Annotated in this window: 8 protein-coding genes; 2 read left to right on the forward strand and 6 right to left on the reverse strand. The window is 61.4% G+C overall.

The window, feature by feature from the left end:
- Positions 1–5: 5 nt before the first annotated feature.
- Entirely contained in the window at positions 6–3749 is a 3744-nt protein-coding gene (locus tag BGE01nite_RS04625) for a chemotaxis protein CheB (protein WP_146849097.1), read from the reverse strand.
- Positions 3750–3991: 242 nt separating this feature from the next.
- Between BGE01nite_RS04625 and BGE01nite_RS04630 the strand changes: the two genes are divergently transcribed.
- Positions 3992–5038 (forward strand): fatty acid desaturase, encoded by a 1047-nt coding sequence (locus BGE01nite_RS04630; protein WP_146849098.1) that lies wholly within the window; start codon positions 3992–3994, stop codon positions 5036–5038.
- Between the two features lie 5 nt (positions 5039–5043).
- Here BGE01nite_RS04630 and BGE01nite_RS04635 read toward each other — a convergent pair whose 3' ends face one another.
- From BGE01nite_RS04635 to accB, 3 genes are all read right to left on the reverse strand, one after another.
- Positions 5044–5448, reverse strand: a complete 405-nt coding sequence (locus BGE01nite_RS04635) for a hypothetical protein (protein WP_218032895.1) — start codon at positions 5446–5448, stop codon at positions 5044–5046.
- Positions 5449–5597: 149 nt separating this feature from the next.
- Entirely contained in the window at positions 5598–6959 is a 1362-nt protein-coding gene (gene accC, locus BGE01nite_RS04640) for an acetyl-CoA carboxylase biotin carboxylase subunit (RefSeq protein WP_146849100.1), read from the reverse strand.
- Positions 6960–7086: 127 nt separating this feature from the next.
- Entirely contained in the window at positions 7087–7683 is a 597-nt protein-coding gene (accB, locus tag BGE01nite_RS04645; protein WP_146849101.1) for an acetyl-CoA carboxylase biotin carboxyl carrier protein, read from the reverse strand.
- Positions 7684–7850: 167 nt separating this feature from the next.
- Between accB and BGE01nite_RS04650 the strand changes: the two genes are divergently transcribed.
- Complete coding sequence (locus BGE01nite_RS04650; protein ID WP_146849102.1) at positions 7851–9050, forward strand: hypothetical protein; 1200 nt, start codon at positions 7851–7853, stop codon at positions 9048–9050.
- Between the two features lie 31 nt (positions 9051–9081).
- Here the strand turns inward: BGE01nite_RS04650 and BGE01nite_RS04655 are convergent, their stop codons facing one another.
- Both BGE01nite_RS04655 and BGE01nite_RS04660 read right to left on the reverse strand, forming a co-directional pair.
- A complete protein-coding gene (locus BGE01nite_RS04655) occupies positions 9082–9714 on the reverse strand; it encodes a GTP-binding protein (protein WP_146849103.1) in 633 nt (210 codons plus the stop codon).
- Positions 9715–9717: 3 nt separating this feature from the next.
- Positions 9718–12804 carry a hypothetical protein gene (locus BGE01nite_RS04660; RefSeq protein ID WP_170266588.1) on the reverse strand — a complete coding sequence of 1029 codons (3087 nt, stop codon included), beginning with the start codon at positions 12802–12804 and terminating at the stop codon, positions 9718–9720.
- Between the last annotated feature and the right edge of the window lie 236 nt (positions 12805–13040).

Consider the following 13040-nt stretch of genomic DNA (forward strand, 5'->3'; position numbering starts at 1 on the left):
GATTCTCACTCGTTGTTATTCCCTCCAGGAGCCTCGCGCAAAAGCCGGCTTAACTGTTCCAGGTCGACGGGCCTGACCAGATAGTCGTCGAAGCCTGCTTCTTTGGCCTGTCTTCGATCTTCAGGGCTGCCGTAGCCGCTCATCGCCAGGAGCAGAACCCCCTCCAGAGCAGGCATGGCGCGAAGCCGACGGGCAACCTCAAAGCCATCCATGCCCGGGAGGCCGATGTCCAGCAAGACGACCTTTGGGGTGAACGCGATGGCTGCGGTGAGCGCATCTGGCCCAGTAAAGGCGGTGCAGGTATCATGCCCTCGGCGACGCTGCAATGTGGAGAGGCTTTGTGCAGAGTCGGTGTTGTCATCCACGATCAAGATTCGGCGGGGCGGCTCACGAGGAGCGCGAACCTTCAAGGCAGGTGGTGGCGGTGGTGCCTCACGCAGGATAGGCAGATGCACGATGAACTCCGAGCCGTAACCCAACCCCTGACTATGCGCTTCCACGTTTCCATCGTGCAGCGCTATCAGCCGCTTCACCAGTGTCAGGCCAATGCCGAGCCCTCCGTGAGTCCGGTCCAGAGTGCGGCTGGACTGCACGAAGAGATCAAAGATCCGCGGCAGCAAGTCGGGGGCGATGCCGATGCCATCATCGCGCACGGTAATGACCACCTCCGGCGGATCCACACCCTCGGCACGTTCCGCGCTCAGGGTGATATTGCTGCCATCTCCGCTATATTTGCAGGCATTGCCCAGCAGATTGGAGAAGACCTGCTCCAGCCGGGTGGCATCGGCATCCAGGTAGACTGGCACCTTCGGCATCAAGACGCTCAGATTTTGTGAATGCCGGGCGCAGGCAGAGCGCACAATGCTGGTTGCACCTGTGAGAATGCTTTCCAGGGACACGGGCTGCCTCCGCAGTTCAATCTTGCCCTCCGTGATCCGAGAGACATCCAGCAGATCCTCGATCATGCGGCTCATGTTGTCGATCTGCCGGCCGATCATCCGCTGGGCGTTGTCATGCTCTTTGGAACTTAGATCCGCTAATTGCAGGATTTCAAAGGCATTCCGCAAGGGAGCGAGGGGGTTGCGCAGCTCATGCGCCAGCATGGCCAGGAACTCGTCCTTGCTGCGGTCAGCCTTGTCCAGGTCGTCCATCCGCGCCGCTAGCGCGTCTTCGACCTCTCTGCGTTCAGTGACGTCCTCCACGGACAAAAGGATGAGTGGCTCATGCCCACGGGCCTGCACAAGCCGACAACTGCTCACCAACATGTGTCGCAGTCCGATGACGTCAAAGGTATGGCTCACCGCGAAGTCTTTGAGCAAAGTCTGCCCGGGCAGGATGGACTCCAGCAGGCGGCGTAGTTCCAGGATATTCCATTGGCCGTTGCCCAGATCGTAAAGGCATCTGCCAATCGTCAGTTCAGGCGTCACCTGAAACAGCTCATAGAAGGCCCGGCTGGCGGATTTGACACGCAGTTCTCCGTTGAGCACCAGCAGAGGCACACGCACGCTTGCCACGATGCTTTCGGCATAGTCACGGGCAACCTGCATCTCCTGGGTGCGCGCTGTCAGTTCTTCATTGATGGTGGACAGTTCCTCGTTGCTGGACTGGATCTCCTCCTTGGTGGTCTCCAGCTCCTCGTTGATGCTCTGCATCTCCTCGTTGGTGGACTGCGCCTCCTCATTGGTGGACTGCGCCTCCTCATTGGCCGATTGCAGCTCTTCATTCGCCGCCTCCTGCTGCTCAATCACCGACTGCAGATATTCACGAGTGGAGGCGAGTTCGTGGGTCAGGCGGATGATCTCCTCCGCCTCGCTGCCCGTGGGTGGCGGTGGTGGCGGCGGCTCATGGCGCAGAGGCCGTGCGCCGTCGTCAAACATCACCACAAAGGCGGCCTGGTCTGCGGTGCCCGCTTGCAACGGCATCACCTCCACCGCAATCTCCCGATACCCTTCACTGCCGCGCACCCGAAGTCCGGTCTCACGCACTGTCCCCTTCTCGAGGATGGCACGCTGGATGGCGGCGCGAACGCCGACCTGCAAACCTTCGCGTAACATCTTCAACAAGCTCTGGGTGGGGGTTCCTGCCGCAGGCGACAGATAGTCCCCGGTGTCACCGCAGAACTGGATGATCTCCATACCCTCGGTGATCACGACCGCTGGCGGCGCATACTTGGCCAGCAGCAGGCGCTCCACCCTGCGCTGCAGCGTCACCTGTTCTGGTTCCCGGGGTGGCATTGTGGGAGGGGCATGGGCCTTGTTCGGCAGTCGATCCGGCACCTGAGTGGAAAACCGGGCCGCAGGAGGCCCCGGCAGCCGCACAAAGATCTTTTGACGCACATCCTCCAGTTCAAAGAGCGTCCGATAGCTGCCCACCGTTTCAGAACTGCCCAGCCACAGGCCGCCCTCAGGGTTCAGCGCGTAGTGCAGCATTGGCATGATGCGCTGCTGAAGCACTGGCTCCAGGTAGATGAGCATGTTCCGGCATGAGACGAGGTCCAAACGTGAAAAGGGCGGGTCGGTCAGCGCATTGTGCCGGGAGAAAATGCAGCGCTCGCGAATGATCCGCGAGATCCGGTAGCCCCGCTCCTCCTCCACAAAGAAACGTGCCAGCCGCGCCGGGGAGACATCCGCCGCAATGCTGCGTGGATAGAATCCCGTCCGCGCCTTGTCGATGCTCTTTGCATTCGTGTCAGTGGCGAAAATCTGCAACGGCACATGGCTGCGTGCCGCCTCAGCACACTCAGTAAAGGCGATCGCCAATGAATAGGCTTCCTCGCCGGTTGAACAGCCCAGCACCCAGATGCGCACCGGATCATCTGACTTTCGGTTCTTCAGCAGTCTGGTAAAGACCGTTCGTGCGAGTACTTCAAAGGCGTCAGGATTGCGGAAAAAGCTGGTCACACCGATCAGCAAGTCCTGGTAGAGCGCCTGTACCTCCGCCGGCTGCCGTCTGAGATAGTCCACATATTCCCGTATGGTCTCCAGCTTGTGCATCATCATCCGGCGGGAGATGCGCCGCTGCATGGTGTTCGCCTTGTAATGGGTGAAGTCCATGCCTGTGGCGCGCTGCACGATCTGCACGATGCGTGCGCGCTCAGATCCTGTGGGGGCATCGTCCCGGTCGGCAGGGGCCACATAAGGATGGCGCGCTATGCGTGCGATCTCAGCGGCGATGTCCTCCGGTGACAGCACAAAGTCCACACAGCCTGAGGCGACTGCGCTTTGCGGCATGCTGCCATGCAAGGCACTCTCATCCTGGGCAAACGTCATGCCCCCAGCGGCCTTGATTTCCTCAATGCCCTGTGTGCCGTCATTGGCACCGCCCGACAGGACAACACCGATCGCCTTGTGCTGGCGATCCTCAGCCAGCGACTGGAAAAACTGGTCAATGCCCCGGCGCAGCCCTGCCCGTTCCTGCGGCAGCAGGGCCAGGCTTCCCTTCGCAATAGTCATGTCACGACCCGGGGGAATGATATAAACATGGTTAGGCTCGACCCTGGGCTCATCACTCACCTCGCAGACTGGCATCGTCGTCTCACGAGCCAGAATCTCGGTCAGGCTGCTCACATGGGCCGGCGAAAGATGCTGCACGACCACAAACCCCATTCCCGTGTTCGCAGGCAACCCATGCAGCAGCTTGCGTAATGCATCCAGTCCGCCTGCCGAGGCACCGATACCCACGATAGGAAAAACCTCGGATGAATCCGTTGCAGGCACTCCCTCGGCCGGGGATGTATCGAGTTCATTCACGATGATTCGCACAATGATTAGAGTGCTGCGACTCCCGTGACAACCCGCCTATCGGTGCCGGACAAGTGAAAGCAACATCCAAAAGAGAATTCGCCCCCTTCTGCGTGCCTCCTGAGGCTGCCGTAGGGTCAAAACCTGATCTCATCAGATTGCTCTGCGTGCCGAGTATTTCAAAGTCGCAATGCGCCATCCGTAAAGCCGCCCCTATCCGATTCATTCAAGCAGAATCTATGAACAGCCCCATGAGTTCAAAGGGGACTGAACCCAAAAACAGCCCTGGCGTTACTGTTTGGAAGGCGCTTGTCCTCAAGTATCAGCAACCATCCCGGTGGCGTGCGACCTGGCAGTTGGTGAACACGCTCGGTCCCTACGTGTTGCTATGGTGCCTCATGTATCTGAGCTTGTCGTGGTCATGGTGGCTGACACTTCTTTTCGCCATCCTTGCGGGCATGTTTCTCGTCCGCATTTTCATCATCTTCCACGACTGCGGTCACGGTTCATTTTTCAAGTCCCGGCGGGTCAATGACGTGGTGGGCTTCATCACCGGCGTGCTCACCCTCACGCCCTACTATCACTGGCGGTGGGAGCACTCCATCCATCACGCCAGCGCGGGTGCGCTCGACCGCCGTGGCGTGGGGGACGTGTGGACGATGACCGTCGAGGAATATCTCAAGTCCTCCCGCTGGAAACGCTTTGCCTACCGCCTCGCGCGCAACCCCTTCGTGCTCTTTGGCATTGCGCCGCTCTACCTCTTTGTGATCGCGCAGCGTTTCCCGGCTCCCAACTCGAGCCCGCGTGACCGCCGCTCCGTGCATTGGATGAACCTGGCCATCCTCTCGGTGGCGATCGTCATGAGCTGGATCTTTGGCCTAACCACCTATCTGCTGCTTCATCTCACCGTGGAGATGGTCGGGGGTGCGATCGGCATCTGGATGTTCTATGTGCAGCACCAGTTCGAAGACGTCTATTGGGAGCGCGATGAAAAGTGGGACTTCACCAGGGCAGCGCTGCAGGGAAGCTCTTTCTACAAGCTGCCCAGGATCCTCCAATGGTTTTCGGGAAACATCGGCTTTCATCACATCCATCATCTCAGTTCCCGGATCCCCAACTACAATCTGCAGCGCTGCCATGAAGCTGACCCCATGTTCCAGCAGATCAAACCCATCACACTCGTCTCAAGCTTGCGCTCACTGACTTTTCGTCTGTGGGATGAGCAGAAAGGCAAGCTGATCGGCTTCCGGCAAATGCGGAAGATGCGCAAACAAGACAAGTTTTCCCATGACGACTAGTTCGCTCAGCCATGCAGGTTTCTGTTCGCTGAAACGAGTTCGTGGTAGATCCGGCTGGGGAGGCCGAAGATGAACTGGTAAACCAGCAGCAACATGACGAGGAAGAGTCCTGCTGAGATTGCGATCTCGAGGGGTCGGAGGAAACTCATGCGATGCATCAGAAAGCTCAACACACCTAACAGCCAGGTGGCGATGAGTGTGATGGCTCCCAGCCGGTGTCCCCAAGGACGTCTCATTCCAAAAGTCAGCGCAACCAACAATCCAACACGGGCAGTGAGATCAAGAAACATCCATAAGGTGTCAAATGGGTCCTCAAGCAGCTTCGAAAGACTGTCTCCGACAATCAGCCGCCCGGAGGTGGCACCCCATCCGACCGTCATGAAGATCGAATAAACGAGCGTCCATCGCACGCTCGAAGGCATCTTGCCAGGAAGGGAGGCATCAACCTGAATCAGTTCCGCCTTCGGCGGAGCATACGGGTTCAGGTCAGCTTCGTCACTCATCATAAAAAAGCGCGGACTAGTGAGGTCCGCGCTTTGGTGAAGGATTTAAATTTCGATCAGCTCTTCATGCCTTCCTGGCGGAGGAAATTCTCCACCCAGGTGATGTCATACTGGCCGTTCTGGAAATCACTGGTGGTGAGCACCTTGCTCTGCAGCGGAATGGTGGTCTTGATGCCTTCCACGGTGAACTCGCCCAAAGCGCGGCGCATGCGGCGGATGGCGATGTCACGCGTGGCGCCGGTGACGATGAGCTTGGCGATCATGGAATCATAATACGGAGGCACTTCGTAACCGGAGTAGACGTGGGTGTCGACACGGACACCACGGCCACCGGAGGTGTACCAGAGATTGATCTTGCCCGGGCTGGGGGCGAAGTTGCGGGCCGGGTCCTCGGCGTTGATGCGGCACTCGATGCTGTGGCCACGGGCGGTGGCCTTCAGCACGTGCTCACTCAGCGGCAGGCCGGCGGCGATGCGGATCTGCTCCTTGATGAGGTCACAACCGTAGACTTCCTCGGTGATGGGATGCTCCACCTGGATACGGGTGTTCATCTCCATGAAGTAGAAGTCCTTGCGGTTGTTATCCACGAGGAACTCAATGGTGCCGCAGTTCTCGTAGCCGATCTTTTTGCAGAGGCGGACGGCGGCATCACCCATCTTTTTGCGAAGGGCGTCGGTCATCTTGGGGCTCGGGCACTCCTCGATGATCTTTTGGTTACGCCGCTGCATGGAGCAGTCGCGCTCGCCGAGATGGACAACATTGCCGTGGGAGTCGGCGACGATCTGAAACTCGATGTGGTGGGGCTTTTCGACGAGCTTCTCCATGTACATGGAGCCATCGCCGAAGCACTTGAGCGCCTCAAGGCTGGCGGCCTGGAAGCTGGAGATGAGGGTGGCCTCGTTGAGCACGGGGCGCATGCCGCGGCCACCACCACCAGCGGTGGCCTTGATGATGACGGGATAACCAATTTTGCGTGCCCAGTGGAGGGCCTGCTCCTCGTTCTCGATGATGCCATCGGAACCAGGGGTGATGGGCACGCCGGCGGCCTTGGCAGTGGCGCGGGCGCTGTTCTTGTCACCCATGGTGGAGATGACGCGGGAGCTGGGCCCGATGAACTTGATTTTGCACTGCTCGCAGATGTCGGCGAACTCGGCCTTCTCAGAGAGGAAGCCGTAACCTGGATGGATGGCGTCGACATTCGCGATCTCAGCGGCGCTGATGATGCGGGAGATCTTCAGGTAGCTCTCCGTGCTGGGGCCTGGGCCGATGCAGATGGCCTCGTCAGCGAGGTGGACGTGCATGGAATCGACATCCGCCTCGGAATAAACGGCGACGGTTTTGACATCGAGTTCTTTGCAGGCGCGGATGATGCGGACAGCGATCTCACCACGGTTGGCGACGAGGACTTTTTTAAACATGGGCAGGGAGCGGAGAGCTAAGAGCGAAGGGCAGAGAGTAAGATGCGGAGAGCCTGGGACAGGAAGGAGCGAGTGGTGGAAGGATCCAGACTCTCGGACTCTATGCCCTGGGCTCTACGCTGGGTGGTCAGGCTTTGAGTTCGAAGAGAGGCTGGCCGTATTGAACGGGTTTGCCATCCTCCGCGAGGATGCGGGCGATCACACCGCGCACGCCTTCAGGCTTGATCTCATTCATAACCTTCATGGCCTCAATGATGCAGACGGTGGTGTTGTCATCCACGCTGTCACCGACATTGATGAAGGCTTTCTCACCGGGAGATGAGGAGCGGTAGAAGGTTCCAACCATGGGACTGTTAATGGTCGGGCCGGCCGGAGCAGCGGCGGGGGCTGCGGCAGGAGCAGCGCCAGCAAGGGCGGGAGCGGGGATGGCGGCCACAGGAGCAGCGGCCACCGGTGCTGCGATGGTCATGGCAGGCGCGGCAGAGTGGGAAGGCAGATTCTTGAGCAGTTCCTTGGCTGCTTCAAAGTCTGAACCGCGGCGGAGTTCCAGTTTGGAGCCCTGAGCTTCAAAGTTGAAGATGGTCAGGTCGTTTTCAGCCATGAGGCTGACGATTTCGCGGATGTGGGCGAGGTCGAAATTCGAGGAAGAAGAAGCTTTGGCGCTCGGTTTGGGGGCTGGCTTGGAGGCGGCTTTCTTCTTGGCGGGCGATTTGCGTTTGTCCATGTAAGGGATGTGGATTTGGCGGGGGGAACGGGGTCGAGCGTAGCGTCTCTCCCCGGGGTGGCAAGGCTAAAAACGGGAGCAGGAAGTGTGCAATGGATCAGAACCAGATCGAGCAAAGGTCTTTATCAGGAGTCTGAGTGAGGTCGCTGAACCTCTCCTCTAAGCGGATGGCCTACTCTCGCTCCATCACTCATCGCCCTCAGGCCTCTCTTTCGGGCTTGATGCTGGGCATCTTGATTGGCGGGCTGGCTGTCGGGCTCTGGTGGTGGCTGGAGGAGCCTCTGGTTTCGCCTCAAAAGGCAGCCAAGCTGAAGCAACCGGGCATCTCCCCAGCCATGTTTGTGAAGGAGGTCCAACCTGCAAAGGTGGCTGACAGCAGCGGAGCGGGAGACCCACCCTGGAATGGCCGAGGCAACGCCGAGAATGAAAAAGCGAGACCGTCAGTGGCGCAGGGAGGGCCTGCGCTGCGTGACTCGGTAGATGCTACGAACACGTATCGCACGATGGTCAATGCCGATGGGTCCAGGATGACCGCGAGCTACGGCATGGCGGCGGTGGTGGGCACGCCTCATGTTCATCTTCATGCAGTGCTGCCGGTGAAGCCGGAGTGCTATCCTCCAGCCGAGCTCATCAATCAGTTCTGGACGGAGGCGGTGCTCACACGCACGGGCGGAGTCGCGCTCATCGGATCGGATTCGCTGATGGCTTGGGATGCGGCCAAACCTGGAGTGGTGCAGCCTCTCCTGACGCCGATGAGGGTCAGGAAGCTGGTGGGAACTCCTGATGAGGTGGTGATGCTGGACGACCAGCGCCGTGTGTGGCGCATCTACGGTGGTGCGGAAGCACAAATGGAGTTTGTGCGGGAAGGCTGCCGTGACTTGTTTGCGTCCGGGCTGCCCGGGAAGGTGGTGGCACGGGATACTTCGGGAACCCTGATGGTGCTGGATTTACGGACACCCGGGAAGGCAGAGTTCTTCAAGCCACCGCAGGTCAGTTCCTTGCCGGATGCCACTCTGAGTGCCGATGGCTGGCTGTGGGTGGTGGGCGGGGACATCTGGACTCGTGACCTCACTGGAGGCGACTGGCAGTCCGTCAATGGGCGAGCTGATGAAGTGCAGGCCATGGGCAGTGGCGTGCTGACTTTCTATGATGGATTTCTGAAGGCGCATCGAGGTGCAAAAGCACCGCCCCCTACCCTGACGCAGGTCCAGATGTTTGCCGCAGTGGCCGGACTCGCTGTCGGTGTGAATGGAGACATCGAGGCGACGGCTTGGGGCGATCTGCTGGATCAGCCTGCGTCTTTCAAGATCCCCAAAGGCGCACGCCAGATGGCGGTCAGCCCGGCAGGCTTGGTGGCATTCTGGTAGGTCCTTTGGCGAGATGCCATGCGGCCTCACCTCAAGCGGCTACGACCTCGCGCAGCACATCCTTGTGCTGCTCCTGGGCTTTTTGAAACTGGGCCACGACGCCCTGGGTGATGGCATTCAGCGTGGCGAGCACGTTGCGACCGCTCTTGGCATCCGCCTCGAAGCTCAGATGCGGCACCGGGCGGTTGTTCAGCAGGAACTCCAGGTATTCGACCGGGGCGCTGTTCGGGAGATCGCGCTTGTTGTACTGCAGCACGGTGGGCAGGCGGTCGAGGCTGGAGCCGTTGAGCCTGAGATTGGCCTCGAGGGACTGGTAAGCGTGGATGTTGTCCCGCTGGCGGTCCATCTGGCTGTCGGCCACAAAGACCACGCCATCTGCCTGGCGGAGCACGAGCTGCAGGGTGGCATTGTAGGTGACCTGGCCAGGAACGGTGTAGAGATGGAAGCTGGTGCGGTAGCCGGGCAGGGCGCTGCTTTCCACGGCCAGGAAATCAAAGAAGAGCGTCCTGTCCTGAGACGTGGAGAGGCTCACGAGATCGCTGCGGCCCTGGGGATCCAGCTTGGCGTGGATCTGCCGCAGGTTCGTGGTCTTGCCGCTCAGCGGGGTGCCGCAGTAGACGATCTTGAAGCGGATGGTGCGTGCTTTGGGATCGATGGCGGGCATGGCTCAGACGATCATGCGGGAAAGCTCGCGTGCGATCAAGGTTATCTTATCCCGAAGGCCAAGAGTGGGTTCGGCATCATGCAGGACACCAAGGATGGCACCCTCGGGGAAGCAGAAGGTCATGAGGCGGTCTCCCGAGTTCATGGTGAAGGTTTCCGCACCATCAATGCCGATCAGCGGAGCGAGAGCACGCAGGTGCTGGGCGAGCTGGGAGGCCTGTTTTTGGAATTCGCGGGCTTGGGGCTTATGCGCGCCGGCATGGGAGATGGCCGTGCCACCTTCACGCAGGCAGACGCAGGCGGCGATGCCGGGCAGACCGCAAGCAAGCTCGACGACACGCTGGGGTGTGAGATCACAGTCCGTGTCCAGCAGGGCGCGGAGCATGATCTGGTCGGGGTTCACATCGTGGGTCTGGACGCCGAGACTCGTCTGGGCGGCAAAACCTGCATTGGCGGCGGGCCGCGAAGCAGGTCTGGCAGCCGGCATGGTGGTCGGGGCAGGCGCAGGGAAGGCAGCCGGGGGCTGGAAGGGGGGCGCGCTTTCCTCAAAGGCTGGCGGCACGAATGCCCTCACGGGCGGGGGCGTGGCTTCAGGAGGTGCCGGATCAAAGAAGGCAGCGGGTGTGGCCGGGATGTCAATCACCGGAGCCGCGGAACGCTCAAGAGCGGCGGCTGGGGAAAGGGGGCCGGAAGCGGCGGCGGCGGCCGCATGACTCCAGGAGCGCTCCAGATGAGGCGGCTGGATCTGGCCGAGCAGTTGATCACTGCTGAAGCCGTTCTCCGTCGGATCGGAGGCCGGAGGCCTGAAGGTCTGAAAACCGGAAGGAGGCCCTGGTTTGGGCTCGGGTGGCAGCACGGTGGTCTCCAGGAACATGGGCGGCGGAGCCAGGGAGGCTCCGGCGGCGGGAGGTTGGGCGCCTGCGAAAGGTGCCGAAGGCGGCGAAGCAAACGGAGCCGTGGGCAGGGCCGGTGCTTGGTATGCCGGTGCCGCAGGAGGTGAGAATGCGGCCTGCGCCGCAGGCTGGAAGAGCGGCACCCCTGAGGGCAATGGTGCTGCAAACGGGTCCTGGGGCGGTGCGGCTGGCGTGCCGGGGAAGGCGGCAAATTGAGGCTGCGCCTGAGGCTGGGGCGGTGCCACTGCTGGGGCAGGGGCGAAGGGGGGCGGAGCAAAAGCTGCCTGCAATGAGGTCGGTGCCGCTGGTGGCTGTAGTCCTGGAGGGGCTGCTGGCGTCTGGAAAGGTGATCCGGCGGCAGGCATGCTGAAAGCCGGAGGCACGGGCTGCGCCGAGGCAAAGGGAGAGCCAGCTCCCGCAGGAGCTCCGAAGCCCTCTGCCAACGGCGCGGCAGGGGCGGTGAAGGAGGGAGTCATCACATCCGCAGACGGAGCCGGGGCTCCAAAAGGCGAAGCGGGTGCTCCAGGCTGGGATGGTGGTGCGAAGCCGGGTGGTGGCTCTACACGCATGACAGAGGTTTGCAGACTACCCGGGGCACCCGAAGAGGGGGCGGCGACCATCATCACCGGACCTGGACCTGCCTGAGGCGCTGGAGAGGGAGCGGAAGGGCCCAGCCCCGAAAGATTTGGCAACGTGGGAGGTGCGTTGCTGCCTGCGATGGCGGTTTGCAGCAGCTCGGGATCGACACGGATCTGGAAGTCACGTCGAGCTGTGTTCAGCACGTTCCGGAAGCCGATATCCGTGATGCCATCCACCAGGAAGCCGAGCTGGGCCAGCGGCGTGGGCGTGCCCAGCAGTTCCTTGACGGCGCTGGCTGGCATGGAGGTGGTGATCCAGGCTGGCACGACCATGGGGTCAAAGCCCAGTTCCGCCGCTGTGTAACCCTTCAGCATGCCGGCGAGGCTGATGCGCACAGGGCCGCTGACCGGAGCACTACCCGAAGAGGCTGGTGCCATGGGGCCGGGTGCCTGAGGCATGGCCATGGGGCTGGAGCCGACCATGCGCGGTCCGGCACCAGGAGCGTCAGGCGCTGGCTGGCCGGTGGGCACAGCCTTGTCACCAAACAAACTGCCAAAGGGCGATGCGCCGACCATGACCCCGGAGCCCTGAGCAGGGGCGACTGCGCCAAACGGAGATGACGAAGCCGGAGGGGCGGCGGGCAGAGGGGGCGGTGAAGCTGAGAAGGGGGAACTTGGCGCACCCAACGGTGCTGCCGGAGCCTGTGGGGCCGAAAACGGCGAGGCGGGTGCCATTCCTGACGGTGCAAAGGGGGATGCAGCAGCTGCCGCAGGTGCCTGCGCGGGCTCAGAGGGCGTCTCCGGTCTGGTCATGAAGGGAGAGGAGAGTCCTGAACCGGGAGCCGCACCGAAGGGACTGCCTCCCATGCCAGGGGCCATGCCGAAAGGCTGGCCTGCGGGAGCCAAAGGGGCCTGAGGCTCCGCCCCGGCAGGGGCAAAGGGGCTCATGGGGAAGGAGGCTCCTGGAAGGGAAATCTGCGGTGAAACGTCCCGGGAACCCACCTCGGCAAGCGGCGGTGGCGGGCCCTGGCGCTTGGGGGGGAGGAGCATGCCGCTGGGTGTCGTGGTGCCAGGTAGCGGCGGTGGCTGGGATGTCTCCATCATCATGCCGCCTCCCGGAGGCTGGGCCGCCATGGCAAAGGGGGAGGCGCTCATGGGCGGCGCGGAAGCCATCATGGGCATCGGCGGCGCCATGCCCACGGCACCACCGGACTGCGCGGCGGCGATGAGACGTGGGAGCTTCGAGGCAGGCAGCGGGATCATCCGCGGATCCTGCGGTGAGACAGGTGTCTGAAACAGGGCCGGACAGACCCGGTAGATCTCAAACATGGGCACGGCAGCCTGCCCGCTGCGCAGCGCTTCATCGATCGTCTGGCTGGAGATCGCCACGGGCTGATCGGGCGGCAGGGCTCCGTGCCGGGCAATCTCTGGAGGCAACTGGGGAAGCACGTCCCCGACCGTCAGAGGGGCATTGGTACCTGCGCTGGCACCTGCGGCGGCAAAAGGAGAGGTCTGGATGACACCCGCACCTGTGGCGTTTTCGCCGGGAGCGACTTTGAACATGGGCGCGCCAAAAGGGGAGGCGGCAGCATTCAGAGGTGGGGATGAGACGGCAGACATTGGTGGAGGCGCAGCGAATCCGGGATGGGCTCCACCCGGCACAGGGGCCTCTTGCAGCGTGACAGGGTCCTGCTGAAGTGAGTCAGCAGAGCCTTGAAACATGCTGCGGAACGAGAAACTCATGCGGGACGGACTAATTCAGCGCATTGATACTATCAGGAAATTTGAAATTTGCAGAAAATATAACCGGAAGTTGGAACTTCGATTAATTAACCGAAAATAAATATCAAGCACGC

This window comes from Prosthecobacter gellanilyticus (genome assembly GCF_007992435.1).
GTDB classification, from domain to species: domain Bacteria; phylum Verrucomicrobiota; class Verrucomicrobiia; order Verrucomicrobiales; family Verrucomicrobiaceae; genus Prosthecobacter; species Prosthecobacter gellanilyticus.

What these genes read in the sequence shown, in the direction of transcription:
- BGE01nite_RS04630 (WP_146849098.1), top strand. Translation starts at nt 3,992, where the DNA reads ATGAGTTCAAAGGGGACTGAACCCAAAAACAGCCCTGGCGTTACTGTT.
- accC (WP_146849100.1), bottom strand. Translation starts at nt 6,959, where the DNA reads ATGTTTAAAAAAGTCCTCGTCGCCAACCGTGGTGAGATCGCTGTCCGC.
- accB (WP_146849101.1), bottom strand. Translation starts at nt 7,683, where the DNA reads ATGGACAAACGCAAATCGCCCGCCAAGAAGAAAGCCGCCTCCAAGCCA.
- BGE01nite_RS04650 (WP_146849102.1), top strand. Translation starts at nt 7,851, where the DNA reads ATGGCCTACTCTCGCTCCATCACTCATCGCCCTCAGGCCTCTCTTTCG.
- BGE01nite_RS04655 (WP_146849103.1), bottom strand. Translation starts at nt 9,714, where the DNA reads ATGCCCGCCATCGATCCCAAAGCACGCACCATCCGCTTCAAGATCGTC.
- BGE01nite_RS04660 (WP_170266588.1), bottom strand. Translation starts at nt 12,804, where the DNA reads ATGTCTGCCGTCTCATCCCCACCTCTGAATGCTGCCGCCTCCCCTTTT.